Origin of the sequence: Candidatus Brevundimonas colombiensis, assembly GCA_029202665.1 — a bacterium.
GTDB lineage: Bacteria > Pseudomonadota > Alphaproteobacteria > Caulobacterales > Caulobacteraceae > Brevundimonas > Brevundimonas colombiensis.
Genome location: CP119326.1, coordinates 182,125 through 206,957 on the forward strand (window position 1 = coordinate 182,125; position 24,833 = coordinate 206,957).

A 24,833-nucleotide genomic window follows, 5' to 3' on the forward strand; every position below is an offset into this window, starting at 1 on the left:
CGAACCCGGAACCCAGGCGAGCATTTCCGACGTGTGATCGGTTCGCGCCGTGACACTCCCCTGGCTTCCGGGTTCTTCGCTGCGCTCAGCCCCGGAATGACGGGAAATATCGGCTTCTCTCGAAGCCCGGACAGACTAGATCGGACGGGCGCTGACGATCCAGGCGGCGCCGTCGATCCACACGCCGTCGGGGCGCAGCTTGTCGACGAAAGCCAGCCGCACCGCCGCCAGGGCCTGGGCGCGCACCGTATCGGACACGCCCCTCAAGGCCCGCTCCAGCGGCCCGACACGGATGGCATGATCGACCGCGTCGTCCAGCGCCGTGTCGGCCGTGTCGCCCACGCCGAAATGAACCGGACTGTCGAAGGGGCGGATATCGATGTCGGCATAGCCGGCGTCGACGAGGATACGCTCGATCCGGGCGCGGTCGCCGAACGAGAACGGACCCGGCGCCTCGGGATCGGGCGGCGGGGTGGACGCCAGATGCCGGATCGCGCTCATCGGCAGGCGGGTCCAGTCGTTCTCGGCCGCACCGCGCCAGCAGACGAAGACCAGCCGTCCGCCGGGCTTCAAGGCGCCACGCAGATTGGCGAAGGCCGCCGCCGGATCGTCGAAGAACATCACGCCGAAACGCGAGACGATCCGGTCGAAGTCGGGCGCGAAGTCGGCCAGGGCGGCGTCGGCGAGGCGGAACTCGACCGCCCCCTCTCTTTTCGCCGTCCGCTCGGCGGCGAGGTCCAGGGCGCGGCCGATCAGGGGCGCCGAGATATCCAGCCCCACGACCCGGCCGGACGGACCGACCCGCCCGGCCATGTCGAAGGTCGTGGCCCCGGCGCCGCAGCCGACGTCCAGCACATGGTCGCCCGCCGCCGGGTCGGCGGTGCGCCCCAGGGCCTGGCCATAGGCCGCCAGCATCCGGTCCAGCCGGTCCTGGTTCTCGACCCAACGCCGCCCGTTTTCGCCGTTCCAGTCCAGCGAAGGCGCAACCGCCGCCCTGCTCATCCTCAGGGCCGGATCAGGGTGACGGTGTCGCCGGCCGGATCGACCGGGACGGGCGTGCCGGCCGGAGCGTTGCGCGGCAGACCCCGCGCCTTGTTGGTCACATAGACGGCGTTGGTCGCCGGATCGATGGCGATGGTCTGGGGGAAGGTGCCGGTCTGGAGGTTGGCCAGCACGGCGTAGTCGGCGCCGTTCACCACCGTCACCGTGCCCGCCTGACGATTGGCGACATAGACCTGATCGACGCCGGGATTGTAGGCGACGCTGAGCGCGCCCTCGCCGGTCGCCACCTTCCTGATCACCGCCCCGTCGGCGGCGTTCATGACCGTCAGGTCGCCCGTGCCCTGGCTGGCGATGAACAGGCGGTTGGCGCGTGCATCCAGGACGAGGTTGGTCGGCTTGTCGCTGCCGGTGGGCCAGGTTCCGACGGACTGGCCGGTCGCCAGGTCGATGACGCCGACGGTGTTGGAGCTCATGCCCGTCACGAACAGGCGGTTGTTGCGGGCGTCCAGCGCGGCGCCGGTCAGGCCGCCGACGGGCGCGTCGATCTTGCGCTCGATCGTGTTGGTCGCGCCGTCGACGACCCAGATCTGGTTCGGGCGGCTGGCGTCGTTCGCCTCGCCGCCGACGACGGTGACATAGGCCTTGTTGCGCCCCTCATCGACGATGACCTCGCGGACGTGGGCGGAATCGTCGTCGCCGTCCTTGATGGTGGCGACCAGCCGCCCGGTCCTGACGTCCACGACCCCGATCGAGCCGGAGCGGGTCGCCGTGCCGTACAGCATCTGGGTGCGGCTGTTGAAGCCCAGGCCGTAGAGGGGGTTGGCCGAGACGTCGATGGACTGGCCGGGCGTCAGGTCGGCGCTCAGGCGGGCGACCGCGCCGCGCGTCTCGCCGCGCGGACCGACGGCGGCGATCAGGATGTTGCTGTCGGCCGGATTGAAGACGATCTCATAAAGGCCGCCGGGCTCGACCTTCACCGACTTGACGATGCTGGGCGCGCTGGCGGCCGCGGCGGCAGGCTGGGACGCGGCGGCCGTATGGGCCAGGGCGGGCGCGGCGACGCTGGCCAGCAGGGCGGCGGCGGCGCAGGCCAGGGCGGGGGCGGCGAAACGAACGGCGGTCATCGGCATAGTCCTTCTTTGGTCTATCGGGGAAAATGGATCAGGCGGGCGTCAGGTCGGCCCAGTAGGCGCCGCGATAGGGCACGGCCAGAAACTGCTGATTGATCTGGTCCAGGGTCGCGCGCGGGTTCAGGTCGCCGAACAGTTCGGGATGAATCCACTTGGCCAGGACCTCGGTGGCCACGATGTCGATCGGCGAGTTGATCAGCTGATGCGACAGACCGTGCGCCTGGCCCTGACGCACCGCCTTCAGGGTCGAGATTCCGGGACGCCCCGCGACGCGGCGCAGGCCCGCCAGCGCCTGTTCGGGGGTGAAGTCCGGCCCGACGACGAAGCCGCCGGCCTTGGCCAGGTGCGGGCCGCCGGTGGCGATATAGACGTCGGGGTCGCGCTGGATGACATATTCCAGGTTCAGCTTGCCGGTCGGCGCGGTCAGGACGTCGGCGCCGATGTTGCGCCCCCCGACGAAGGCGATGTAGTCGCCGACATTGCCCCGCCCCGGAGAGTTGCAGCAGTCCGGCGTGATCATGGCGTGGGGTTCCAGGAACACCGTGGGCCGCCGGTCCATCGGCACGGTCGCCACCCTGGCCGAGATCGCGTCCAGCCGGGCCTTCTTAAAGGCGTTGAAGGCGGCCGCCTGTTCGCCCCGTCCGATCAGGGCGCCCAGCAGGGCCAGGCTGCGGGCCTGGTTCTCGAACGGATGGTTGAAGAAGTCGATGAAGGCGACCGGCACGCCCGCCGCCTGCAACTGGGCCGCCTGTTCGTCGCTGGGACCGGACTCCGTCGACACCACCGCCGTCGACGGCCGCGCGGCCAGCACGGCCTCCAGATTGAACGGCTCGCCCGAGCGGGGGATCTTGGGCAGGGTCGCCAGGGCCGGGAACTTCTCGGCATAGGCCTTGTACATGTCCGGGCTGATCCGGTTCACGTCGCCGCTCCAGGCCGCCAGCAGCGAGACGGGGTCGGGATGGATCAGGGCCAGGGCGATCAGATAGCGGCCATCGTCGATGCTGATCTTCTGGCCCGACGACAGGGGCTGGACCGGCCGGTCGCGCAGGTCCTTCAGGTCGGACGGCGCAGCCGCCTTCTGCGCTGGGCCGCAGGCCGTCAGCAGCGACAGGCCGCCCAGGCCCAGAAGGGCGGACCGGCGCGACAGCATGGGGATCGTCAGGCCGCTCATGTCAGCGAGTCTCCAGGCGCCGGGCCCACGCCGGCCAGGGAAAGAAGCGTCGGGATCAGCGAGGCGGCCAGCATTCCGCCATGCCCCTGGCCCGCAAGCTGGGCATAGCGGACATCGACCCCGGCGCCGGCCAGCCGCGCGGCCAGATCGTGCGTCGCGCCGGCGGGAACCGAGGTCCACATCGGATGCAGGTGCGGACGCGACGACCGCCCCTGAACCTCGTCCTCGCCGACCAGCAGGGTCAGGGCCATGTCCGGCCGCGACGTCCGCGCCAGAAAGGGCGGCACATCGTTCAGCACCGCGCCATAGCCCCACCACAACGACGGGCTGGCCGCGACGAAGGCGTGATAGGCGTCCGGCCGTGTCAGGGCCGCGTGCAGCACGCACAGCCCGCCATAGGAATGGCCCCAGATCAGGCTGCGCGCGGGAGCGATGGCGACGCGGCGGGCGACCTCGGGCGTGATGCGGTCGTGCAGCAGGGTCAGGAAGGCGTCGGCCCCGCCGCCCGGCCGCCCCGCCGGATCGACGGCCGGCCCTTCCTCAGGGCGCGGCGTATAGTCGAAGGCGCGCGCCAGGACGTCGAACTGCCGGTCGCCCTCATAGCCGATGGTCACGATGACCGGTGGATCGCCCGCGTCCAGCCGCGCCAGCAGGGCCTCGTCGATCCGCGCCAGGGCGGCGTCGCCATCCAGCAGCCAGGCCACCGGATAGCCGCCCGCGGGCGCGGCCTTTTTCGGGATCGCAATCCAGATGCGATAGACCCGCGCCCCATCCTCGGACGTCACCGACAGCCGCTCAAACCCGTAATAGGCGGAGCCGACATCGGCGATGGTCCGGTCCACGCGCGCGGCCGCCGTCGGCTGGGCCAAAACAGGCGCGGCGGCCAGAACCGCCAGACCGCAGACGGCGATGAGCAGGGCGCGGCGCATCAGAAGCTGTAGTTCACGCCGATCCAGCCGCGACGACCGTCGCCCTGGAAGTCATAATCGGCGACGTCGATCGCCTCGTCGCCCAGATTATAGACGCCGGCCTTCACACTGACCGCCGGGGTCACATGCCAGTTCGCACCGATATCCACGGTGGTGTAGCTGGGGTAGCGACGACCCAGTTGCCGGGTTCCGTCCATGATCGGCTTGCCGTTCGAGCCGACGCGCAGGCCCGCATTCAGCTCTTCGCCATGATAGTTGACGGCGCCCCAGAGGTTCAGCCGCGCATCGACGTCATAGTCCGCGCGGAGATTGGCCATATGCTCGGGCGTGCGCGACAGCGGCTGTCCCTGATAGGTTCCCGACTTCTGTTCGGAGTCCGTGTAGGTGTAGCCGGCCTTCAGTCCCAGCCGTTGAATGGGCCGCCAACGCCCCGACAACTCGACGCCCTGCAGATCGGCGTCCTGAAGATTGTACCAGTAATACAGGCGGTAGTTCGGATTCTCGCTCCACCGCGCGATCGAACCGTCCTGATTATAGACCATGGCGCTTTCGATCTTGTCCTTGAAGCGGGTGCGGAAGACGGTCGCGCTGGCGGACAGGGTGGTGGACGGATTCCACAACACGCTGACTTCATAGTTGGTGCTGGTTTCCGGTTCGATGTTCGGATCGCCCAGGATGACGCCGCACGTCCCGTTCGGCCCCACCGAGCAGTTGGCCCCGCCCGTGGTGTAGGCATAGCCATTCGCCACCTGACGCAGTTCGGGCGCGCGGAAGCCGGTGGAGACGCCGCCCTTGATCGTCCAGGCCTCCGCCGGGGTCCAGACCGCATACAGGCGCGGGCTCCAGTGCGAGCCATAACGTTCGTGGTCGTCGAAACGCAGGCCGCCCGTCAGGGCCAGACGGTCGTTCAGCCGCCATTCGTCCTCGACGAACAGGGCGCGCTGCCACACGGTGAAGGTTCCCGGCTGGGTCGCGCTGACGCCGGGGTTCAGATCGACCAGCTTGTTCTCGATATACTGGCCGCCGACCACCAGCTGGTGATCGCCCAGACGCGACCCCTCCAGCGGAATGTTGAACAGGGCGTCATAGACGGTGTTGGTCAGTTCCGGCGCGCGCGCATCCTTGGTGAAATCCCCGGCCCGTTGGGTGAAGGTCTCGCGCTTGGTTTCTTCGCGCAGCACCGACAGGGCGCTGGTTCCCCAGGCCCACCGCCCGTTCCAGCCCAGGGACGCGGCCGTGCGCTCATTGGTGTTGTAGTTGGAGGCGGCCGTGGCGGCCAGGGTCGCGCCGGCCGTGTTCTCGCGCCGGACGTCGGTCCGATCGACCTGCAGCAGCACCTCGTGGTCGGCGCTGGGCGTCCAGGCCAGACGGCCGGTCAGGTTCCAGTCCTCGCCGCCGTTGACGCCGCCCAGGATGTGATCCTCGTCGCGCTTGTAGGTGCGGCCCCAGATCTGGGCGCCCAGCACGCCCTCCACCAGCGGCCCGGCCAGATAGCCCTGGGCCTGGCGCCAGTCGCCGGACGCGCCCTTCTCCTGGGCGATATAGTCGCCGCCGATGGAGCCGCCCCAACGCTGGGGCACCTTTTTGGTGATGATGTTGATCACGCCGCCGATGGCGTCCGATCCATACAGCGAAGACATCGGCCCGCGCACCACCTCGATCCGTTCGATCGCGCCCGACGGCGGGGTGAAGCTCTGTTCGAAGCCGGCGTTGCCGTTCGTGCGGCTGTCGCGTGTCGACTGCCGCTTACCGTCCACCAGCACCAGGGTGTAGCTGCCCGGCAGGCCGCGAATGAAGATGTCCTGGCTGTTCGACGACCCGCTGACCGAAACCCCCTCCACGTCCCGCAGGGCGTCGGTCAGGTCCGCGTTCGGCCGATTGGCCAGGGTCTCGGCCGTCACGACCGAAATCGACGCCGGCGCCTCCACCACCCGCTGCGCCCGCGTCGACGCCGTGACCACCACATCCTCCAGCGCGGCAGGCTGCTGCGACTGGGCGAAGGCCGAAACCGGCGCAAGGGCGAAGACGGTGGCGAGCAGCAAATCACGGCGCATGACGAATCCTTGAAGTCCGCCCCGCTGTTAATGCGACTAGTTCGCAAATGCAAGAAACCAAGTTACGACGGCGCTTGCGGCATCTTGAAACCCGGCTCTGAAAGACGGTCGCCCGGGCGGTTTCATCGCGCGGCCGGGCGCTGTTGACGCCCGGCGTCAATGATCAGAATGTCACCCATGACCTGGCGCATCCACGTCGAACCCTTCACCCGTCCCCTCTTCTTCGCCTGGTCCCGCCTGACGCGCGGCAAGACGCTCGGCGTGCGGGCGGTGGCGGTGGATGGAGACGGGCGGGTGCTGATGGTGCGGCACACCTATCTTAAGGGCTGGTGGTTGCCGGGCGGCGGGGTGGATCGGGGCGAGACCACGCAGGCCGCCGTGGTGCGCGAACTGCGTGAGGAGACGGGTCTGATCGCGCGCGGGGCGCCGCGTCTGGTCTCCATCCATGCCAACGACCGGTTCTTTCCCGGGGACCATGTGGTCGTCTTCCGCATCGAGGCCTTCGACACGGGCCCGCGCGCGGGCGACGGCGAAATCGCCGAGATCGGCTGGTTTTCTCCCTCCGCCCTGCCTGCGGATACGAACCGGGGCTGTCGCGCGCGTCTGGCCGAAATCTTCGACGGCGCCCCGCCCGATCCCGAGTGGTGAACCCGGGCGGCTAAGACACGTCCGCCTCTGACGCAGGTCTGTGGCAGCGTCCGCCCATGACCCAAGCCGCCCCCGTCTATCGCGTCCGTTCGCAGGAGGTCTGGGACCTGGCCCGCGACGACTATCTGTCGGGCGAGCCGGCGCGCGTCGTCTGCCGCCGCTACGACCTGGGCCTGTCGGCCTTTCGCATCCGCGCCCGCAAGGCGAAATGGCGACGCGAGGATCAGGACGACCCCGATCTGTACGATCCCGCCGCCGAACTTGAGGCGGTCGAGGACATCGCCCTGTCCGACATGGCCGTGTCGGCGCGCCGTCGGCTGCAACTGGCCCTGGAGGACGGCGAGGCGACCGAGGCCATGCGCTGGCTGAAGATCTTCGAGACCCTGTCGTCCCTGGCCGCCGACGCGCCCGATCTGGACGAAGTGCACGGATTGCACCCCGTTTTCGACGACGCCGGGTCCGAACAGGACGAAGTGCACGGATTGCACCCTGTTTTCACGCCGCCCGCCGCTTCCCCGCCGTCGCCGCCCCCGAACCGGGCCGAGCGTCGCCGCCTGCGTCGGGCTGATCGCCGAAAGCCGATCTCCGCATCCGGCGACGGCCGTGCTAGCCAGGGGCCATGAACCCGTCCCCGATCGCCCCGTCTCTGATCGCCCCGTCCCAGATCGCCATGCCCGTCGTCATCCTGGCCGGGGGCCTGACCGGCGCCAGGCTGACCGGCGTCCTTCTGGTCCGGCGCTCCTGACCCTATATCCCGCCTGATGACCGCGGAGCCCCCCGATTCGAAACTGACCGCCGCCGCTCTGATCGCCGACGAGGCGCGCCGCGCGCCCGACAAGCCCGGCGTCTATCGGATGTATGGCGAGGACGGATCGTGCCTCTATGTCGGCAAGGCCCGCAGCCTGAAGAAGCGCATCGTCCAGTATGCGCAAGGCCGGTTCCACACCCAGCGCATCGGCCTGATGGTGGCCCAGACCCGGTCGATGGAGCTGGTGGTCACGGCGTCCGAGACCGAGGCCCTGCTGCTGGAATCCAACTTCATCAAGAAGCTGAAGCCGCGCTTCAACGTCGTGCTGCGCGACGACAAGTCCTTCGCCGAACTGATGATCCGCAGCGACCACCGCGCGCCCCAGATCAGGAAGCATCGCGGCGCCCATACGACGCCGGGCCAGTATTTCGGCCCCTTCGCCTCGACCTGGGCGGTCAATCGGACGCTGAATACGCTGCAGAAGGCCTTCCTGCTGCGGTCCTGTTCCGACAGCGTCTATGAGACCCGCACCCGCCCCTGCATGCTGCATCAGATCAAGCGCTGTTCGGCGCCCTGCACCGGCCTGATCTCGCTGGAGGACTACGGCGAACTGGTCGACGAGGCCGAGGCCTTCCTGCGCGGCAAGTCGCGCGCCGTCATCGGCCGTCTGTCGGGCGAAATGCAGGCCGCCTCGGACGCCATGGACTTCGAACAGGCCGCCCGCGTGCGCGACCGCATCCGCGCCCTGTCGGCCATATCGATGGAGAACTCCGTCAGCGCCGACAGCGTGGCGGAAGGCGACGTCTTCGCCCTGCATTCCGACGGCGGCCAGGCCTGCGTCCAGGTCTTCTTCTATCGCGCGGGCCAGAACTGGGGCGGCCGCGCCTATTTCCCGCGCGTGGACAAGTCCGACACCGACCCGGAGATTCTGGCCGCCTTCCTGGGCCAGTTCTATGAGGACAAGCCCATCCCGCGCCTGATCCTGTCCAATGTGCGCCCGCACGAGCTGGAGCTGCTGGAGGAGGCCTTCTCGATGAAGGCGGACCGCAAGGTCGAGATCGTCCGGCCCCAGCGCGGCGAGAAGCTGGCCCTGGTCGACCACGCCCTGACCAATGCGCGCGAGGCCCTGGGCCGCCGCCTGGCCGAAAGCTCGGCCCAGGGCAAAATCCTCGACGAGGTATGCGAGGCCTTCGGTCTGGAAGCACGGCCCGAGCGGATCGAAATCTACGACAACGCCCATATCCAGGGGACCAATGCGGTCGGCGGCATGGTCGTGGCGGGGCCGGAGGGCTTCCAGAAGTCCCAGTACCGCAAGTTCAACATCCGGGGCGAAGACCTGACCCCCGGCGACGACTACGGCATGATGCGCGAGGTCATGCGCCGCCGCTTCGCCCGCCTGGTCAAGGACGAGGAAGAGGGCGAAGACGTCGTCCGCCCCGACCTGCTGCTGATCGACGGCGGCGCGGGTCAGCTGGCCGAGGTGCTGGCGGTCATGGCCGACCTGGGCGGGCTGGACGACATCGCCGTGGTCGGCGTGGCCAAGGGACCGGATCGCGATGCGGGGATGGAGAAGTTCTTCATGCCCGGCAAGGCGCCCTTCATGCTGCCGCTGAAGTCGCCGGCCCTCTATTACCTGCAACGGCTGCGCGACGAGGCCCACCGCTTCGCCAACGGCGCCCACGCCAAGCGCCGTTCGATGGACATCAAGAAGAACCCGCTGGACGAGATCGAAGGCGTCGGCCCCGGCCGCAAGAAGGCCCTGCTCCACGCCTTCGGCTCGGCCAAGGGCGTCAGCCGCGCCTCCGTGGTCGATCTGGTCAAGGTCGACGGCGTCAGCCAGCCCCTGGCCGAACGCATCCACGCCTTCTTCAGGAAGGCGTGAGCCGTGTCACCACTCCAGCAGCGTCAGCCCCGGAATGTCGCGAAAATCGTCGCCGTTGCGGGTGACGAGCGTGGCGCCATCGACCAGGGCTTGGGCGGCGATCATCCGGTCCAACACCTTGCGCCGCGAATAGCCGGTCTGGGCGATGATGCGCCCATAGGCGGCGGCGTCTCGGCTGTCGAAAGGCCGGTAATCGATCGTCTCAAGCAAGGCCGACATCCGCGCGCGCCGCAGCTCGGCCTCGCCGTCCAGAAAACCCGCCTCCAACTCGACCACGGTGATGATCGAGAAAACCAGCGTATCGTCGGCTTCCTCAATCCGCGCCCGTATGATCGGTTCGCCATCTCTCAGGTGGATGGCGATGCTGGTGTCCAGCATCAGCAACGATCAAAGCCCCTTGCGAACGGGTGCGATAAAGGGCGGTCGTTTGCCTATGCTGGCCGGCTTGGGCAGCGCATCCAGCTTGGCCAGCATCTCCCTGACGGAAGGCCGTCTGGGCGAGATGGTCACGACGTCGCCCTTGCGCTCGATCTCGACCTCGACGCCGGGACCGAACGAGATTTCCTTGGGCAGACGCACGGCGTCGCTGTTGCCGCTGCGAAAGGTTCGGCTGGTGATCGGCATGACGGCATCCTTCGTATAGACGCGTATACACCATTTATCGCCGCCCTCCAAAACGCTACAGGCGCTGCATGAGCGACACCGAAGACGAACTGACCGCCGGCTATCGTCGGTTCCGCGCCGACCACTGGCCGGCCGCCCGGGCCGAGTACGAAACCCTGGCCACCAAGGGTCAGAAGCCGCACACCCTGATCGTCGCCTGTTCCGACAGCCGCGCCGATCCGGCCCTGATCTTCGACGCCAAGCCGGGCGAGCTGTTCGTGGTGCGCAACGTCGCCAATCTGGTCCCGCCGTATGAGCCGGACGGCAAGCTGCACGGCGTGTCGGCGGCGCTGGAGTTCGGGGTCAAGGTGCTGGGCGTCAAGCGGATCGTGGTCATGGGCCATGCCCACTGCGGCGGGGTCAACGCCATGATCCACGGCGCGCCCGACATCGTCGCCGACTTCGTCGCTCCCTGGATCGCGCAAGGGACGCCCGTCGTCCAGCACGTCGCCGAGACCGTCGCCCCCGACCAGTTGGAGCGCGCCGCGGAAGAAGCCATCGTGCGCCTGTCGATCCGAAACCTGCGCACCTTCCCCTGGATCGCCGAACGCGAGGCCAGGGGCGAGCTTCAGCTGAGCGGCCTTCACTTCGGCATCGCCGAGGGCGCCCTGACCGCCCTGACCGACAAGGCCCGGTTCGAGCCCTTGGCCTGAATATCAAAGATTGATATGGTGAGCCTATGGGAACCAACGTCCATCTTACCGCCGCGCTTGAGAAGTTCGCTCGGGATCGGGTGAGTTCCGGCCGCTACAACAACGTCAGCGAAGTTGTGCGCGAGGGTCTGCGCCTGCTTCAGGATCAGGAAATCGCCAGGCGCAGCGCCGAGGCTGCGCGCCTGGAAGAAGACCGCCGCCTCGAAATCGAGCGCGAACGTCGCAAGGCGGCTCTGCACGCCATGCTTGATCGATGGGCGGCCATGCCGACCATCGACATCGGCCCCTGGACCCGAGACGAGCTTTACGATTGAGGATCGCCCTCGACACGAACCTCCTCGTCTATGCCGAGGGCGTGAACGGCCCCCAACGTCGCGACGACGCCCGCCGGATCGTCGATCACCTTCACCTTGAGCACGAGATCGTCATCGCCGTTCAAACCCTGGGCGAGCTTCACCGCGTCCTGACCGGAAAGGCCAGGATGCCGAGCGCCCTGGCGGCCGAAGCCGCCCACGGCTGGCGGCGTCTGGCGCACATCGCCCCCAGCGATGAGACGACGCTGATCGCCGCCTATGATCTGATCGACGCCCATCCGCATCAGATCTGGGACGCCATCATCCTGTCCGTCGCCGCCGAAGCCGGGTGCGGGCTTCTGCTTTCCGAAGACATGCAGGACGGCTTCGTCTATCGAGGCGTGACCGTCGCCAATCCGTTCGCAGAGACGCCGCATCCCCTGCTGGCGTCCCTGCTGGAGACCCTGCCATGACCGCCCATCGCGCCAACCCCATTCCCAACATCCTGACCGGGGCGCGCCTGGCGGCCGGGGTGGTGATGTTCCTGATCCTGGCGGGGGCGACCAGCGGCTTCCCCCTGGCCGATCAGTGGATGAGCCCGGACGATCAGTTCGCCCTCTATCGCGTCGCCTTCTGGATCTTCGTCATCGCCGCCTCGACCGACTGGATCGACGGCTTCCTGGCGCGGCGCTGGAACGCCACCACCCGCTGGGGCGCCATCCTGGACCCCATCGCCGACAAGGTGCTGGTCACGGGCGCCATCCTGGGCGTGCTGACCTCGGGCTCGGTGCCGCAGATCATCATTCCCTGCGGCCTGATCCTGTTCCGCGAGTTCGCCGTCTCGGCCCTGCGCGAGACCATGGCCGGGCGCATCGAACTGCCCGTCACCCTGGCCGCCAAATGGAAGACCACGCTGCAGCTGGTCGCCCTGGGCTGTCAGCTGTTCGCGCGCAACTGGGACGGTTTCGGCCTGTCGCTGGACTGGCTGGAGAATTTCCAGTTCTTCTCAGACGTGCTGATCTGGCTGGCCGCCATCATCACCCTGTGGACCGGCTGGCAGTATTTCCACGAAGCCCGCCGCCAGATGAAGGATCTCTAGGGTCTCAGCGTCAGGCCCGTCGGCGTGGCCTCGAAGGCCGACAGACGGCCCAGATAGCTCATGCCCAAAAGCGAATATTCCAGTCCCTGTTCGACCACCAGGGCCTCGACCTGATCGACCCGCGCCCCGGCGACCGAGACGGTGGTCAGTCGCACCGGCGCGGCGCGCGCCAGGCCAGAGGCGGTCTGGACCTGGCCGATGAAGGCCTCAGGCTCGGGATCGACGCCCAGCCGCGCCGCATCGGCCCGCGTCAGGGCCACGACGCTGGCGCCGGTGTCCACCAGCATCCGCACCGCCCGTCCGTCGATCCGGGCCTGGGCCCAGTAATGGCCGTCATCGGCCTTGACCACCTGAGCAGCCGTTCCGACCGCAGCCGGAGCCACGACGACCACAGGCGCCGTCGCCGCCTGGGCCGCGCCATCCCCCTCCAGGTGCCGGATCGTCAGGGCCGTGGCGAAGGACGTCATCAGGGCGACGCCGAACACGATGACGGACTGGAAGTCGATGCGGATCATGCCCCCTGTCTAGCGTGGCGACCTTTGGATGCCGTGAAACGACGTGGCTGACGAAAGCTTAAGCCCCGAAGCCGCTCAGGCCAGCTTGGCCGGATCGATCCGGTCGCGGCGCCCCGGCAGATCGGCCATCACCGCCGCGCGCTCGCCGTCGCTCAGGGCCCGCCAGCCGGCGATCTCCTTCAGGGTGCGAAAACAACCCAGGCACAGACCGCTCTCACCGTCGACGGCGCACACCATGACGCAGGGACTGGCGATGGCCTTGGGCGGGCCGGGGCGGTCGGGCGCGGGAGCGCTCATTGTGACATCGACACGAAAATAACTCCGACTCCTGACGAATAAATTTGCAAATTCACGAGACCGTCCTATGTTGTTCGATGACGCGAAACGACTGACGGTGGAATCCCATTGGTACGACGTGTCTCTTTTCATCGTTCTGCGAAAGGAGACGCCAAGATGAACGATAAGGAGCGTAACCTCCAACACGCCATGATGTCCTTCGCCCTGTGGGGCGGGATGCTGGTCAACAGTCGGCACATGCCGTCGAACTCGGGACGGGTGGTCAGCCATCCGTCCAACTTCGTACCCTATACGATCAAGAAACGCTGACGGCCCCTGTCGGCCCAAGCCTGCGGAAGCCCCGGTCTCGCCGGGGCTTTTGCAATTACGGCCTTGCCTAACCCTGCGGCGGCAGTCGATGACGGACGCGAACATCGGAGACCCCCATGGCCCTGATCGCCCAAGAGCGCCGCGGCGCCGTCCTGATCTGGACGCTGGATCGCGAGGCGCGGCTGAACGCCCTGCCCGACCTGAACGACGGCGACGAGGTCGCGGCGGCCTGCGAACGGGTCAACGCCGATCCGTCCGTTCGCTGCGTGGTGCTGACGGGGGCCGGGCGGGCGTTTTCGGCCGGGGGCGACCTTACGGCCATGCGCGACCGGCGCGATCTGTTCGAGGGATCGGGCGCGGCGATCCGCGAACGCTATCGACGGGTGGTCCACCGGATCGTGCGGTCGCTGTACGGGCTGGAGGTTCCGCTGATCGCCGCCGTCAACGGCCCGGCCATGGGGCTGGGGTGTGACATCGCTGGGCTGGGCGACATCCGCATCGCCTCGGACCGCGCCAGCTTCGGCGTGCCCTTCCTGAAGCTGGGCATCATTCCCGGCGACGGCGGGTCGTGGCTGCTGCCGCGCAACATCGGCTATGCCCGCGCCGCCGAAATGCTGTTCACGTCACGGTCGATCGACGCCGAGACGGCCGAGCGCTGGGGCCTGGTCAACTGCGTGGTCGCCCATGATCGCCTGATGGACGAGGCCCTGGCCACGGCCGACCAGATCGCGGCCCAGCCGCCGCAGGCGTTGCGGATGGCCAAGACCCTGCTGCGCCAGGGCCGCGACACGACCTTCGACCAGATGCTGGAGATGTCGGCGGCCATGCAGGCCCTGGCCCACCTGACCGACGACCATCAGGAAGGCGTCGCCGCCGTGCTGGACAAACGCCCGGGCGACTTCACCGGCCGCTGATCCCCATACGAAAAAGGGGCGCCGCAGCGCCCCTTGCCCGTCAATGATGTCGAGACGGCGTTACTTCTGGCCCGCCGGACGCATGGCCTGGCTGGCGGTGACCCCGGCCTGGACCGGGCGGGCGACGCCGGCCTTCTGACCGGGTTTCATGAACTTCACCAGCACCCGCTGACCGATCAGGAAGGGGGTGTTGTCGGCAGAGACCACGACCTCGACGACCCGTTCGTCGGTGCGGGCGGAAGGGTCTTCGGACTGAAGCTGGCGGGCGCCGAAGACGGCGGCGCGGCGCAACACGCGACCCACGGTGATCTTGGTCGGGTCGCCTTCCGGCGTCAGCTCGACCTCCTGGCCCACCGCGACATTGGGGATGTCGGCCTCGACGATCTCGGCGCGCACGATACGGGCGGTGTCCGGCTCCAGGTCGAACATGGCCGTGACGTTCAGGGTCGAGGCGCCGGCGCCCGGCTGGGCGTAGCGGCGGGTGATCCGGCCGTCCATCGGGGCGCGGATGATGGTCAGTTCCTGATTATAGCGGGCCTCGGCCAGACGCGACTGGGCGGTCTGGATGGCGGCGTCCTGAGAGGCGATGCGCGCCTCGGCCTGGGCGATCTGGTCGCGGGCCTGATCCAGGCGCTGGGCCGCGACATTGTTGGTGGCGGCCAGTTTCGACAGGCGGTCGTATTCGCGACGCGCCGTGGTCAGCTCGACCCGCGTCATGCCCAGCTGGGCCCGCGCCTCGGTGACGGCGGCGGCGGCGCTCTGGGCGGCCAGACGGGTTTCGTCGTCTTCCTGACGCGCCAGGATTTGGCCCGCGACGACGCGGTCGCCCTCGTTGACATAGACCTGGTTGACGATGCCGCCGCGACGCGCGGCGACCTTGATCACCCCGCCCTCGATGTCGGCCTTGCCGTTGGCGATGGCGGCGTAGGGGCTGTCGATCTTCTGGGACGCCTCCTTCTCGACCTGAGCCTTCTTGGCGGCGCCGGCCTTGGAGAAGGCGATGAAGCCGCCGACCAGCAGGACGATCAGCACAAGACCGATCCAGAGCCATTTATTCTTGAGGAAGGCGGGCATGACGGCGAGGTCCGTTCGAGAGAGGGCTTAGTGAGACGCCAGATGGGCGTCGGGATCGGGGATGCGGCGCTGATCGTCCAGGATCTTGCCGTCTTCGATATGGATGACCCGGTCGGCCCAGGCTTCCAGTCGCGGGTCGTGGGTCACGCAGATGACGGCCGCGCCGTGTTCGGTGGCGGCGCGACGCAACAGGCGGATGACCACCTGGCCGTTCTCGCCGTCCAGCGCCGATGTCGGTTCGTCGGCGAACAGGATCTGCGGGTTCTTGGCCAGGGCGCGGGCGATGGCGACGCGCTGCTTCTCGCCGCCGGACAGGGCGCTGGGCCGCTGGTTCAGGCGATGGCCCAGGCCGACCTCCTCCAGCGCCGTGGTGGCGCGCTTCTTCGCCTCCGACGGCGACAGGCCCTGGTATTTCAGGACCGTCGCCACCTGCTGCAGCGCCGTCAGCGACGGGAACAGGTTGAAACCCTGGAAGATGAAGCCGCAGTGATCCAGCCGGAACTTGTCGATCCGGCCCGAGCCGTATTTCCACAGGTCGTCGACGTCCAGGATGTCGACCCGTCCCTCGTCTGGCTTCAACAGGCCCGACAGATTGGCGATCAGGGTCGACTTGCCCGAGCCGGACGGCCCCATGACCATGGTCAGGTCCCCGTGGCGCGCGTCGAAATCCACGCCCTTCAGCACCTCGACCCAGCTGCGGCCCGTCTTGAACCGCTTGACCAGCCCCTTGGCTTCGATGGCGAAATCGCCATGCTTGCCGTTCGTCTTGGTATGAGAGGTCATCGCAGCAGATCCGCAGGCTGGCTGTTCTTCAGGACGCCCAGCGACAGGAAGCCGGACCCCAGGGCGATCAGCACCAGCATGGCCGAGACCATCAGCACCATCGTCGGCGGGAAGGACATGGTCAGGCCCGTGCCGGCCGCCAGCAGGCTGACCAGCCAGGTCAGGACATAGGCCGCCAGCACCCCGGCGATGCCGACCCAGAAGCTCAGCTCCAGCACGATCCGGCGCAGCGATCCCATCGACACGCCCAGCGCCCGCAGCGAGGCGAATTCCTTGATGTTGGCCATGATGGCGCCGCGCAGCGTCTGCCAGGTGATGGCCACCCCGATCAGAATGCCCAGGAACAGCGAAAAGCCCAGCATGATGGCGATGAAGCTTTCCTTCATCATCGCCCCCTCGTTGGCCTTGGCCAGGTCCTGACGGGTCCAGGCCTTGAACTGGCCGTTGGCGATGGCGTTCAGCTGGGCCACCACCACGGTCGCGCGGGCGGGGTTCTTGATCTGGACCATCAGGGGACCGACGCGCTCGCCGGTGTTGGCCTCGCCCAGCATCCGCAGGGTGTCGCGCGACATGACCACCGTGGCCTGCATCATGTTGGGATAGCCCTGGGTCACGGCCGCGACCCGCACGGTCTTGCCGTTATAGGACGCCTGGTCGCCCAGCTTGACGCCCAGCCGGCCCAACGCGGTCTGATCGATCGCCACCGCATAGGGCTGGCGCAGCGCCTCGACCAGATCGTCGGAATAGTCGATCGGCACAGTCACCGCGCCGGGCACGGCGTCGATGGTGGTGACATTGACGAACTCCATCTTCTTGGCGGCGCCGTCGGACTTGCCGTCGCCGCCGCCGGGGTTCTGATCCTTGACGATGTTCTGCCAGCGGCCGCCCGACCCATCCAGGTCCGCGACGGCGACCACTTCCGGGTGCTGATAGACGACCGGCATGATGCGGCGCGGCACGCCCGACGGGCCGCCGTTGAACAGGGCCGTGGCGCCGGGGCTGAGGATCATGATGTCGGCGCGCGCGCGGTCGATCTGGGCGGTGAAGGCCTTGCCGATGCCCATGAACATCCCGACCTGAGCCAGGACCAGCAGACCGGAAAAGGCCAGCGCCACGATCGCCGCCATGTAGCGGCGCCATTCGTAGAGCAGCGTTGAAAGTGCAAGCGACATGAACCAGCGGTTCCCCCGAAACGGGTGCTATCTGACCGCGAGCCGTCGCACCGCCAAGTTAAATCGGCGTAAGGCGAGGCCGTAATGCGGCGGACCTGATCGGTTGCGCCTGAAACAACAGGGGCCTAAGGCGGCCATCGGCTCTTGGCGCCGCACGCAGGTCGGCGCTAGTTACAACATAACAGACGGGACCCTTGTCCCGCGCTCCGGGAGATAATCTTTCATGTCCTTGCCTTCGCTTCGTCTCACCGCCTCGCTGGCCGCGCTCGGCGCCGCCACCGCCGTCCTGTCGGCGCCCGCCTCGCCCGCCAAGGCCGACGAGGGGATGTGGACCTTCGACAACTTCCCCATCGCCACGGTGAACCAGAAATATGGCACCAACATCGATCAGGCCTGGCTGGACCGGGTTCGCAACGCCGCCGTCCGCCTGCAGGGCTGCTCGGCCTCGCTGGTCTCGGGCGAAGGCCTGATCCTGACCAACCACCACTGCGTCGTCTCGTGCGTGCAGGACCTGTCCACGGCCCAGAACGACTACGTCAAGAACGGCTGGATGCCCGGATCGCGCGAGGAAGAGAAGAAATGCCCCGGCCAGACGGCCGAAATCTTGACGGACATCACGGACGTCACCGACCGTGTCGTGGGCGCCGGCGCTGGGCTTGAGGGCGCCGCCTTCGTCCAGGCCCGCGCCGCCGAGATCGACAAGATCCAGAAGGAAACCTGCGGCGATGATCAGAAGCTGACCTGCCAGGTCATCAGCTTCTATCGCGGCGGCCAGTACAAGCTGTACAAGTTCCGCAAGTATGACGACGTGCGCCTGGTCTTCGCGCCCGAGTTCCAGGCGGCCTTCTTCGGCGGCGACCCGGACAATTTCAACTTCCCGCGCTACGCCCTGGATGCCGGTTTCCTGCGCATCTATGAGGACGGCAAGCCGGTCGCGACGCCCAACCACCTGACCTGGAACCCGAACGCGCCCAAGGACGGCGACGTCACCTTCGTCGCCGGCAATCCCGGCTCGACCTCGCGCCTGTTGACCATGTCCCAGCTGGAGGTTCTGCGTGATCAGCAGATGCCGCTGACCCTGATCCAGTCGTCGGAACTGCGCGGTCGTCTGGTCGAATACGCCACCACCGGCGAGGAGCCCAAGCGCGTCACCGTCGATCCGCTGTTCGGCCTGGAGAACAGCTTCAAGGTCTATTACGGCCAGCAGGGCGCCCTGACCGACCCGGCCTTCATGGCCACCAAGCGCCGCGAAGAGCAGGAACTGCGTCAGCGCGTCGCCGCCGACCCGGCCCTGGCCCAGCGCATCGGCGATCCGTGGGCCGATCTGGAGCGCGTCTCCACCGCCCAGCGCGACCTCTACCTGCCCTATCGCCAGCTGGAATCGGCGGCGGGCCAGCGGTCGCAGCTCTACAGCTACGCCAAGGCCATCGTCCGCGCCGCCAAGGAACGGGCCAAGCCGGTCGCCGAACGCCGCGCCGGTTATTCGGACGCCGACATCACCGCCCTGGGCCGCCGTCTGGCGACCGAGACGCCGATCTCGACCGATCTGGAGAAAATCTTCCTGGACTTCTGGCTGTCCAAGACGCGCGAATATCTGACCGTCGACAACGCCAATGTGAAGGCGCTGCTGGGGACGGAAAGCCCCGAACAGGTCGCCGCCCGTCTGATCGACGGCACGCGCCTGGCCGATCCCGCCTTCCGCGCCCAGGCCCTGGCCATGACGCCGGAACAACTGGCCGCCTCGGGCGATCCGCTGATCAGGTTCGTCCTGGCCAATGACGACGCGGCCCAGGCCGTCCGCACCCAGTGGGAATCGGCCGTGTCCGGCCCGACCAGCCGTGCGGGCGAAAAGATCGCCCAGGCCCGGTTCGCGGTTTACGGGACCAACCTGTACCCCGACGCGACCTTCTCGCTGCGCCTGTCCTATGGCCAGGTGAAGGGCTGGACCTATCGCGGCGTGACGGTGACGCCCTTCACCGAGATCGGCGGCCTGTACCAGCGCAACACCGGCGCCGAACCGTTCAACGCCGCGACCGACTGGCTGGCGGCCGAGAGCAAGGTCAACAAGTCGACCGTCTATGACTTCGTCTCGACCAACGACATCATCGGCGGCAACTCGGGTTCGCCCGTGATCAACGCCAAGGGTGAAGTCATCGGCGCGGCCTTCGACGGCAACATCCACTCGCTGGGCGGCAGCTTCGGCTACGACCCCGAGCTGAACCGCACGGTGACGGTCTCGACCGCCGCCATCACCGAGGCCCTGCGCAACGTCTATAACCAGCCGCGCCTGCTGCGCGAACTGGGCGTGCGTCGCTGATCGGCGCATAAACGCCTCTCCCTCCCCGCTCCGGGGAGGGTGGTCGTGAAGCGACCCGGTGGGGAGGGCTCGGCGATCCTTTACAGGACCGAGCCCTTGTCGCCCTGCCGCCCCCACCCGTCTGGCGCTGCGCGCCAGCCACCCTCCCGAACGGGGAGGGAGAGTTTGGATCACCTCATGCGCCCTCTTCTCCTCGCCTCCGCCGCCGTCCTCGCCTTCGCCGCCGCCTCATCGGCCAGCGCGGAAGAAGGCATGTGGACCTATGACAACTTCCCCATCGCCCGCGCCAATCAGACGCTGGGGACCCATATCGACCAGGCGTTTCTGGATCGGGTGCGGCTGTCGTCGGTGAAGTTCGGCGGCTGTTCGGCGGGGGTGGTGTCGGGCCAGGGGCTGGTGATGACCAACAACCACTGCGTCGCCACCTGCGTCGCCAACCTGTCCACGCCCCAGCAGCAGTATGGCGAGACCGGCTTTACGCCGAAGACGCGCGAGGAAGAGCGCAAATGCCCCGGCGCGACGGCCGAAATCCTGACCGACATCTCCGACGTGACCGAGCGGATGCACAAGGCGGGCGAAGGGCTGGACGGCCAGGCCTTCACCCAGGCGCGCGAGGCCGAGGCCGGGCGGATCGAGACCGAAGCCTGCGGGAACGATCCCAAGATCCGCTGCCAGGTCGTCAGCCTGTATCGGGGCGGCCAGTTCAAACTCTACAGGTTCCGCAAATACACCGATGTGCGCCTGGCCTGGGCGCCGGAGGATCGCGCCGCGACCTTCGGCGGCGATCTGGACAACTTCTCCTTCCCGCGCTTCGCCATCGATGCCGCCTTCATCCGCCTGTATGAAGATGACAAGCCGGTCGAGACGCCGATCCATTTCGTCTGGAACGCCGACAAGCCGACGGAGGGCGAGGCCGTCTTCATCACCGGCAATCCCGGCGCGACGCAGCGCCTGCTGACGATGGACCAGCTGGCCACCATCCGCGACGTGGTCCTGCCGCTGGACCAGCTGATCGCCTCCGAACTGCGCGGGCGTCTGATCCGCTATGCCGAGGAAGGCGAGGATCAGGCCTTCATCGCCATGGACCCCATCGTGGGGGTGGAGAACACCTATAAACGCGGCCTGGGCCGGATGCGCGCCCTGACCGACGCCGGTTTCATGCAGACCAAGGCGGCGGCCGAGGCCGACTTCATGCAGCGCTACGCCGCCGCCAACGCCAGCGGTTCGAATCCGTGGGAGGCGCTGAAGACCATCCAGCCGCTGGCCCGCGAACTGTACGCCCCGACCGCCCTGCTGGAAGGCGGCACGGCCATGGGCACGACCTCGGTCGCGGGCGGATCGCAGCTGTTCCAGTGGGCCAGAGCCATCGTGCGCGGCGCGCAGGAACGGGCCAAGCCGTCCGACCAGCGTCTGGCCGAGTTCGCCGACAGCCGCCTGCCGGGCGTCGAATCCGGCCTGTTCGCCGAAAAACCCACCTATCCCGATCTGGAGCAGATCCGTCTGGAATGGTGGCTGTCCAAGACCCGCGAATGGCTGACGGTCGACAGCCCGCACGTCCGCACCCTGCTGGGTCGCGAAAGCCCCGAGCAGCTGTCGGCCCGCGTCGTCGCCGGCACGAAACTGGCCGATCCGGCGGTCCGGCGCGCCCTGTGGACCGGCGGTCTGGCGGCGGTTCAGGCTTCCGACGATCCGATGATCCAATATGTGCTGTCGATCGACGCCGACGCCCGCGCCGTCCGCACGGATTGGGAAAATAAGGTCAAGGCCCCCACCGACCGCGCCTCCGAACAGTTGGCGACCGCCCGTTTCGCCGCCTATGGCGACGCGGTCTATCCCGACGCCACCGGCACCCTGCGCCTGACCTATGGCAAGGTCGAAGGCTCCGACGCGCCCGGCCAGCGGTTTTCCGCCTTCACCACCTTCGCCGGCCTGTGGGACCGCGCGACGGGCGCCGAGCCGTTCAAGGTCGCGCCCAGGCTGATGGCCGCCAGGGACCGGATCGACCCCAATGCTGTCATGGACATGGCCGTGTCCAGCGACACCATCGGCGGCTCGTCCGGCTCGCCCGCCGTCAATGCGAAGGGCGAGATCATCGGCGCCAACTTCGATTCCACCGTCCTGACCCAGCGCAACGCCTATGGCTATGATCGCGCGGTCAATCGCAGCGTGATCGTGACCACCCAGGCGGTGACGGTGGCCCTGCGCGACGTCTATGGCATGGATCATCTGCTGGCCGAGCTGGGCGTCGCGCCAGCTCAAACCCAGCGTAAGGCGGCGCCCCGCAGGCCCCGTCGTTGAGCGAGCCGGTCTTCAGCGCCGCAGCGCTGCAGGACGTGCCCGCACTGCGCGCGCTGATCGAAAGCGCCTATCGCGGCGACAGCGCCAAGACGGGCTGGACGCATGAGGCCGACATGCTGTCGGACGAACGCACCAACCCCGAAGAACTGTCGGCCCTGATCGCCGATCCCGCGCGGGTCATCCTGATGGCGCATTACGACGACGATCTGGTCGGGTGCGTCCAGGTGGCCCGCACGGGTGATGATCGGGCCTATCTGGGCCTGCTGACCGTCTCCCCGCCGCTGCAGGCGGCGGGTCTGGGCCGTCGGCTTCTGGCCGCCGCCGAGGCCGAGGCCGTCAGCCGATTCGGCGCGCGCCGCATGGAGATGACCGTCATCCATCGTCGGACGGAACTGGTCGCCTGGTATGAACGGCGGGGCTATGTCCGCACCGGCGAGGAACGGCCTTTTCCCATCGACCCGCCGCGTTCGGACCTGACGTTCGTGGTGCTGGAGAAGCTTCTGGTGTGAATTACACGCGTGTTTCCGGCGCCCGCAAATGACGGATTCAGCCCACGAAACTGCAATTGAAGATGGTCACAAAATGGCCGCTTGAAAAACGGACACGAATGTCCACTTAAGCGCTCACGATGTCGCGCCCTATCCGAAAAGACGCCGCCAACAACCACGCCGCCTTGTTGAAGGCGGCGCGCGAACTGATGTCGGAACAGGGGCTGGACGTTCCGCTGGACCTGATCGCGGAACGGGCGGGCGTCGGGCGCGGCACCCTGTACCGCCATTTCACCGACCGGACTGATCTGGCCTTGGCCGTGCTGATCAACGGGATCGACGACCTGGACGCCCGCACCCGCGCGCGGGGCGATGGACCCGAGGTCTTTCTCTGGTTTGTCGAAGAACTGGCCGATATGGTGATGCACAACGCCGGTTGGTCCGATGTTCTGCGGAACGTCCTTTCGCCAGACGCGCTTACGCCATTGCGGCAACGCTTGACGGAAGCGGGCGCCGGGCCTCTGGCGCGCGCCCAGGCGGCGGGATTGGTGCGTAAGGATCTGGGGCCGATGGACGTGCGTCTGATCGCCACTTTGCTGGGTTCGGGCTTTCAGGGCGCTGACGAGGTCGAACGGCGCGCTGTATCGGCGCGCACCCGCCTGATCGTGCTGGACGGACTGAAGGCGCGCTGATGGCCCGGAACAACTGGCACCTGCCCTGGGAGCAATATGTCGAGACCCTGAAGCCGCACGAGCGGCCGATGGTGCCCGGCTCCCCGGCCACGCCCGACCATTCCTGGCACAGCCGCCTCATCTACGGCCTCATCGGCGTGATGATCGCGACGGTCGGCGGCATGGGCAACGCCGCCATCACCGCCAATGTGCAGAGCCTTCAGGGCTCCCTGGGCATCACCACCACCGAGGCCGCATGGCTGCCGGTCGTCTTTGTCATGACCAACGCCTGCATGAACCTGATCCTGGTCAAGTTCCGCATGCAGTACGGACTTAGGCTGTTCAGCCAGATTTTCCTCGGCGTCTTCGTCCTGGTCTGCGCCGCCCACCTGTTTGTCGATAATTATCAATCGACGCTTCTGGTCCGCTGCGTGGCGGGCATGGCGGGCGCCGCCTTGAACACGCTTGGCTTCCTGTATCTGATCCAGGCCTTCCCGGCGGCGCACCGTCTGAAGGGTTTGATCATAGGCATCGGCCTGACCAGCTTCACCGTCCCCACGGCCCGGCTGATCATGCCCAGTCTGTTGCAGATCGACGACTGGCACGCCTTCTATCTGTACGAGCTGGGAATGTGTCTGATCGCCTGGGCCGCCGTGCAGTTGATCAAATTGCCGCCGTCCGAAAAGACGCGCGTCTTCGAGCGCCTGGACTTTGTCACCTTCGCCCTGTTCGCACCGGGGGTGGCGTTGCTTTGCGCTGTTCTGGGCCTGGGCCGCATCGTCTGGTGGACCGAGGCGGCATGGATCGGCTGGGCCCTGATCGGATCGATCATTCTGCTGACGGCCGCCATTACGATAGAACATAACCGCACCAATCCCCTGATCAACACGCGCTGGCTGAGTGGGCCGGATCTGCTGCGGCTGTTCGGGGCGATCCTGCTGATCCGCATCGTCCTGTCGGAACAGACGTCCGGCGCCGTGGGCTTCCTGACAGTCGTGGGTCTGGGGCCGGATCAGTTGATGGGCCTGTTCGGCGTCATCCTGGCCGCCATGATCGCGGGCACCGCCGTCAGCGCCTTCACCCTGAACATGGCCAAGCTGAACAAGCCCATCGCCATCGCGCTTGGTCTGATCGCCATCGGCGCCTTCATGGACAGCCACTCGACCCTGCTGACCCGCCCGGCCCAGCTCTATGTCAGTCAGGCCCTGCTCGCCTTCGCCTCGGCCATGTTCATCGGCCCGGCCCTGATGATCGGCGTGGTCAAGATCATGACCCAGGGCAAGGAGAACCTGATCAGCTTCATCGTCATGTTCAGCGTGTTTCAGAATGTCGGCGGCCTGGCGGGCAGCGCCCTTACCGGCTCGCTGCAGATCATCCGCGAAAAATTCCATTCCAACCAGCTGGCCGCGGACATCACCGCCATGGACCCGCAGGTGGCCCTGCGTCTGCGCCAGTTGTCGGGCGCCTATGGCTCCACCATCACCGACCCGGCCCTGAAGAATGCCGAGGGCGTCGCGCTGCTCAGCCGTCAGGTGACCCAGCAGGCCAATGTGCTGGCCTATAATGACGTCTTCCTGATCATCGCCGTGATGGCGGCGATCGGCTGCGCCTGGGTCACCCTCACCCACCTCCGCCCCCGCTGGCAGGCCCAGCGCATCGCCCGCCAGACCGCCAGCCAGGCCCCTGAACCCTCCGCCGTCGCCGCCGCCGTCGATTGAGACTG

General features: G+C 67.6%; 27 protein-coding genes. 15 read left to right on the forward strand and 12 right to left on the reverse strand.

Annotation, left to right across the window (positions count from 1 at the left end; all coding sequences use genetic code 11):
• Positions 1–135: 135 nt before the first annotated feature.
• From P0Y50_00740 to P0Y50_00760, 5 genes are read right to left on the reverse strand one after another with little or no spacing between them, the layout of a single operon-like run.
• Positions 136–1,002: a methyltransferase domain-containing protein gene (locus P0Y50_00740; GenBank protein WEK40159.1), complete on the reverse strand. Its 867-nt coding sequence runs from the start codon at positions 1,000–1,002 to the stop codon at positions 136–138.
• A 2-nt stretch (positions 1,003–1,004) separates the two neighbouring features.
• The gene (locus P0Y50_00745) at positions 1,005–2,126 is read right to left on the reverse strand and encodes a YncE family protein (protein ID WEK40160.1); all 1,122 of its coding nucleotides are present in this window, start codon (positions 2,124–2,126) and stop codon (positions 1,005–1,007) included.
• Between the two features lie 37 nt (positions 2,127–2,163).
• The gene (locus P0Y50_00750) at positions 2,164–3,303 is read right to left on the reverse strand and encodes an ABC transporter substrate-binding protein (protein WEK40161.1); all 1,140 of its coding nucleotides are present in this window, start codon (positions 3,301–3,303) and stop codon (positions 2,164–2,166) included.
• The gene (locus P0Y50_00755) at positions 3,300–4,232 is read right to left on the reverse strand and encodes an alpha/beta hydrolase-fold protein (GenBank protein WEK40162.1); all 933 of its coding nucleotides are present in this window, start codon (positions 4,230–4,232) and stop codon (positions 3,300–3,302) included. Before P0Y50_00755 ends, P0Y50_00750 begins: the two co-directional genes overlap by 4 nt.
• Entirely contained in the window at positions 4,232–6,286 is a 2,055-nt protein-coding gene (locus tag P0Y50_00760; protein ID WEK40163.1) for a TonB-dependent receptor, read from the reverse strand. Before P0Y50_00760 ends, P0Y50_00755 begins: the two co-directional genes overlap by 1 nt.
• A gap of 177 nt (positions 6,287–6,463) precedes the next feature.
• Between P0Y50_00760 and P0Y50_00765 the strand changes: the two genes are divergently transcribed.
• The 4 genes from P0Y50_00765 to uvrC are packed head-to-tail and all read left to right on the forward strand — an operon-like array spanning position 6,464 to position 9,564.
• Positions 6,464–6,934 (forward strand): NUDIX domain-containing protein, encoded by a 471-nt coding sequence (locus P0Y50_00765; protein WEK40164.1) that lies wholly within the window; start codon positions 6,464–6,466, stop codon positions 6,932–6,934.
• 56 nt (positions 6,935–6,990) lie between these two features.
• The gene (locus P0Y50_00770) at positions 6,991–7,557 is read left to right on the forward strand and encodes a hypothetical protein (GenBank protein WEK40165.1); all 567 of its coding nucleotides are present in this window, start codon (positions 6,991–6,993) and stop codon (positions 7,555–7,557) included.
• A complete protein-coding gene (locus P0Y50_00775) occupies positions 7,554–7,679 on the forward strand; it encodes a hypothetical protein (GenBank protein WEK40166.1) in 126 nt (41 codons plus the stop codon). Before P0Y50_00770 ends, P0Y50_00775 begins: the two co-directional genes overlap by 4 nt.
• 16 nt (positions 7,680–7,695) lie before the next feature.
• Complete coding sequence (gene uvrC, locus P0Y50_00780) at positions 7,696–9,564, forward strand: excinuclease ABC subunit UvrC (protein ID WEK40167.1); 1,869 nt, start codon at positions 7,696–7,698, stop codon at positions 9,562–9,564.
• Positions 9,565–9,570: 6 nt separating this feature from the next.
• On the opposite strand, the gene P0Y50_00785 is transcribed toward uvrC, so the two are convergent.
• On the reverse strand, positions 9,571–9,942 hold the full coding sequence (locus tag P0Y50_00785; protein WEK40168.1) for a PIN domain-containing protein: 372 nt from the start codon (positions 9,940–9,942) through the stop codon (positions 9,571–9,573).
• A 9-nt stretch (positions 9,943–9,951) separates the two neighbouring features.
• Positions 9,952–10,188, reverse strand: a complete 237-nt coding sequence (locus P0Y50_00790; protein ID WEK40169.1) for an AbrB/MazE/SpoVT family DNA-binding domain-containing protein — start codon at positions 10,186–10,188, stop codon at positions 9,952–9,954.
• A 68-nt stretch (positions 10,189–10,256) separates the two neighbouring features.
• Here P0Y50_00790 and P0Y50_00795 point away from each other — a divergent pair, with 68 nt between their 5' ends.
• Genes P0Y50_00795 through pgsA form a run of 4 tightly spaced genes read left to right on the forward strand, consistent with a single transcriptional unit; the run spans position 10,257 to position 12,272 of the window.
• Entirely contained in the window at positions 10,257–10,880 is a 624-nt protein-coding gene (locus P0Y50_00795) for a carbonic anhydrase (protein WEK40170.1), read from the forward strand.
• 26 nt (positions 10,881–10,906) lie between these two features.
• The gene (locus tag P0Y50_00800) at positions 10,907–11,194 is read left to right on the forward strand and encodes a type II toxin-antitoxin system ParD family antitoxin (GenBank protein WEK40171.1); all 288 of its coding nucleotides are present in this window, start codon (positions 10,907–10,909) and stop codon (positions 11,192–11,194) included.
• A complete protein-coding gene (locus P0Y50_00805; GenBank protein WEK40172.1) occupies positions 11,191–11,646 on the forward strand; it encodes a PIN domain-containing protein in 456 nt (151 codons plus the stop codon). The genes P0Y50_00800 and P0Y50_00805 overlap by 4 nt, the downstream gene beginning before the upstream one ends.
• Positions 11,643–12,272, forward strand: coding sequence for a CDP-diacylglycerol--glycerol-3-phosphate 3-phosphatidyltransferase (gene pgsA, locus P0Y50_00810; GenBank protein WEK40173.1), 630 nt, complete (start codon positions 11,643–11,645; stop codon positions 12,270–12,272). The genes P0Y50_00805 and pgsA overlap by 4 nt, the downstream gene beginning before the upstream one ends.
• Here pgsA and P0Y50_00815 read toward each other — a convergent pair.
• Entirely contained in the window at positions 12,269–12,787 is a 519-nt protein-coding gene (locus P0Y50_00815; GenBank protein ID WEK40174.1) for a TIGR02281 family clan AA aspartic protease, read from the reverse strand. The genes pgsA and P0Y50_00815 overlap by 4 nt on opposite strands.
• A 75-nt stretch (positions 12,788–12,862) precedes the next feature.
• Positions 12,863–13,084: a DUF1289 domain-containing protein gene (locus P0Y50_00820; GenBank protein ID WEK40175.1), complete on the reverse strand. Its 222-nt coding sequence runs from the start codon at positions 13,082–13,084 to the stop codon at positions 12,863–12,865.
• Between the two features lie 156 nt (positions 13,085–13,240).
• Between P0Y50_00820 and P0Y50_00825 the strand changes: the two genes are divergently transcribed.
• Positions 13,241–13,393: a hypothetical protein gene (locus tag P0Y50_00825; GenBank protein WEK40176.1), complete on the forward strand. Its 153-nt coding sequence runs from the start codon at positions 13,241–13,243 to the stop codon at positions 13,391–13,393.
• Between the two features lie 116 nt (positions 13,394–13,509).
• Positions 13,510–14,307: a crotonase/enoyl-CoA hydratase family protein gene (locus P0Y50_00830; protein WEK40177.1), complete on the forward strand. Its 798-nt coding sequence runs from the start codon at positions 13,510–13,512 to the stop codon at positions 14,305–14,307.
• A 60-nt stretch (positions 14,308–14,367) separates the two neighbouring features.
• Here P0Y50_00830 and P0Y50_00835 read toward each other — a convergent pair whose 3' ends face one another.
• From P0Y50_00835 to P0Y50_00845, 3 genes are read right to left on the reverse strand one after another with little or no spacing between them, the layout of a single operon-like run.
• Positions 14,368–15,381, reverse strand: coding sequence for an efflux RND transporter periplasmic adaptor subunit (locus P0Y50_00835; GenBank protein ID WEK40178.1), 1,014 nt, complete (start codon positions 15,379–15,381; stop codon positions 14,368–14,370).
• 27 nt (positions 15,382–15,408) lie between these two features.
• Positions 15,409–16,164, reverse strand: coding sequence for an ABC transporter ATP-binding protein (locus P0Y50_00840; GenBank protein ID WEK40179.1), 756 nt, complete (start codon positions 16,162–16,164; stop codon positions 15,409–15,411).
• Complete coding sequence (locus tag P0Y50_00845; protein ID WEK40180.1) at positions 16,161–17,336, reverse strand: ABC transporter permease; 1,176 nt, start codon at positions 17,334–17,336, stop codon at positions 16,161–16,163. Before P0Y50_00845 ends, P0Y50_00840 begins: the two co-directional genes overlap by 4 nt.
• A 223-nt stretch (positions 17,337–17,559) precedes the next feature.
• Between P0Y50_00845 and P0Y50_00850 the strand changes: the two genes are divergently transcribed.
• The 5 genes from P0Y50_00850 (at position 17,560) to P0Y50_00870 (ending at position 24,828) form a co-directional block, all read left to right on the forward strand.
• Complete coding sequence (locus P0Y50_00850) at positions 17,560–19,653, forward strand: S46 family peptidase (protein ID WEK40181.1); 2,094 nt, start codon at positions 17,560–17,562, stop codon at positions 19,651–19,653.
• A gap of 177 nt (positions 19,654–19,830) precedes the next feature.
• On the forward strand, positions 19,831–21,951 hold the full coding sequence (locus tag P0Y50_00855) for a S46 family peptidase (GenBank protein ID WEK40182.1): 2,121 nt from the start codon (positions 19,831–19,833) through the stop codon (positions 21,949–21,951).
• A complete protein-coding gene (locus tag P0Y50_00860) occupies positions 21,948–22,460 on the forward strand; it encodes a GNAT family N-acetyltransferase (GenBank protein WEK40183.1) in 513 nt (170 codons plus the stop codon). Before P0Y50_00855 ends, P0Y50_00860 begins: the two co-directional genes overlap by 4 nt.
• Positions 22,461–22,579: 119 nt before the next feature.
• Positions 22,580–23,131, forward strand: a complete 552-nt coding sequence (locus tag P0Y50_00865) for a helix-turn-helix domain containing protein (protein ID WEK40184.1) — start codon at positions 22,580–22,582, stop codon at positions 23,129–23,131.
• Entirely contained in the window at positions 23,131–24,828 is a 1,698-nt protein-coding gene (locus tag P0Y50_00870) for an MFS transporter (GenBank protein WEK40185.1), read from the forward strand. Before P0Y50_00865 ends, P0Y50_00870 begins: the two co-directional genes overlap by 1 nt.
• Positions 24,829–24,833: the final 5 nt, after the last annotated feature.

Excerpts from the sequence above, each read along its gene's own strand:
- P0Y50_00775 (WEK40166.1), top strand. The coding sequence starts at position 7,554 with ATGAACCCGTCCCCGATCGCCCCGTCTCTGATCGCCCCGTCCCAGATC.
- P0Y50_00770 (WEK40165.1), top strand. The coding sequence starts at position 6,991 with ATGACCCAAGCCGCCCCCGTCTATCGCGTCCGTTCGCAGGAGGTCTGG.
- P0Y50_00825 (WEK40176.1), top strand. The coding sequence starts at position 13,241 with ATGAACGATAAGGAGCGTAACCTCCAACACGCCATGATGTCCTTCGCC.
- P0Y50_00830 (WEK40177.1), top strand. The coding sequence starts at position 13,510 with ATGGCCCTGATCGCCCAAGAGCGCCGCGGCGCCGTCCTGATCTGGACG.
- P0Y50_00790 (WEK40169.1), bottom strand. The coding sequence starts at position 10,188 with ATGCCGATCACCAGCCGAACCTTTCGCAGCGGCAACAGCGACGCCGTG.
- P0Y50_00740 (WEK40159.1), bottom strand. The coding sequence starts at position 1,002 with ATGAGCAGGGCGGCGGTTGCGCCTTCGCTGGACTGGAACGGCGAAAAC.
- P0Y50_00845 (WEK40180.1), bottom strand. The coding sequence starts at position 17,336 with ATGTCGCTTGCACTTTCAACGCTGCTCTACGAATGGCGCCGCTACATG.
- P0Y50_00850 (WEK40181.1), top strand. The coding sequence starts at position 17,560 with ATGTCCTTGCCTTCGCTTCGTCTCACCGCCTCGCTGGCCGCGCTCGGC.
- P0Y50_00750 (WEK40161.1), bottom strand. The coding sequence starts at position 3,303 with ATGAGCGGCCTGACGATCCCCATGCTGTCGCGCCGGTCCGCCCTTCTG.
- P0Y50_00755 (WEK40162.1), bottom strand. The coding sequence starts at position 4,232 with ATGCGCCGCGCCCTGCTCATCGCCGTCTGCGGTCTGGCGGTTCTGGCC.
- P0Y50_00815 (WEK40174.1), bottom strand. The coding sequence starts at position 12,787 with ATGATCCGCATCGACTTCCAGTCCGTCATCGTGTTCGGCGTCGCCCTG.
- P0Y50_00765 (WEK40164.1), top strand. The coding sequence starts at position 6,464 with ATGACCTGGCGCATCCACGTCGAACCCTTCACCCGTCCCCTCTTCTTC.
- P0Y50_00840 (WEK40179.1), bottom strand. The coding sequence starts at position 16,164 with ATGACCTCTCATACCAAGACGAACGGCAAGCATGGCGATTTCGCCATC.
- P0Y50_00795 (WEK40170.1), top strand. The coding sequence starts at position 10,257 with ATGAGCGACACCGAAGACGAACTGACCGCCGGCTATCGTCGGTTCCGC.
- P0Y50_00835 (WEK40178.1), bottom strand. The coding sequence starts at position 15,381 with ATGCCCGCCTTCCTCAAGAATAAATGGCTCTGGATCGGTCTTGTGCTG.
- P0Y50_00760 (WEK40163.1), bottom strand. The coding sequence starts at position 6,286 with ATGCGCCGTGATTTGCTGCTCGCCACCGTCTTCGCCCTTGCGCCGGTT.
- P0Y50_00800 (WEK40171.1), top strand. The coding sequence starts at position 10,907 with ATGGGAACCAACGTCCATCTTACCGCCGCGCTTGAGAAGTTCGCTCGG.
- uvrC (WEK40167.1), top strand. The coding sequence starts at position 7,696 with ATGACCGCGGAGCCCCCCGATTCGAAACTGACCGCCGCCGCTCTGATC.
- P0Y50_00870 (WEK40185.1), top strand. The coding sequence starts at position 23,131 with ATGGCCCGGAACAACTGGCACCTGCCCTGGGAGCAATATGTCGAGACC.
- P0Y50_00785 (WEK40168.1), bottom strand. The coding sequence starts at position 9,942 with ATGCTGGACACCAGCATCGCCATCCACCTGAGAGATGGCGAACCGATC.
- P0Y50_00745 (WEK40160.1), bottom strand. The coding sequence starts at position 2,126 with ATGACCGCCGTTCGTTTCGCCGCCCCCGCCCTGGCCTGCGCCGCCGCC.
- P0Y50_00855 (WEK40182.1), top strand. The coding sequence starts at position 19,831 with ATGCGCCCTCTTCTCCTCGCCTCCGCCGCCGTCCTCGCCTTCGCCGCC.
- P0Y50_00820 (WEK40175.1), bottom strand. The coding sequence starts at position 13,084 with ATGAGCGCTCCCGCGCCCGACCGCCCCGGCCCGCCCAAGGCCATCGCC.
- pgsA (WEK40173.1), top strand. The coding sequence starts at position 11,643 with ATGACCGCCCATCGCGCCAACCCCATTCCCAACATCCTGACCGGGGCG.
- P0Y50_00865 (WEK40184.1), top strand. The coding sequence starts at position 22,580 with ATGTCGCGCCCTATCCGAAAAGACGCCGCCAACAACCACGCCGCCTTG.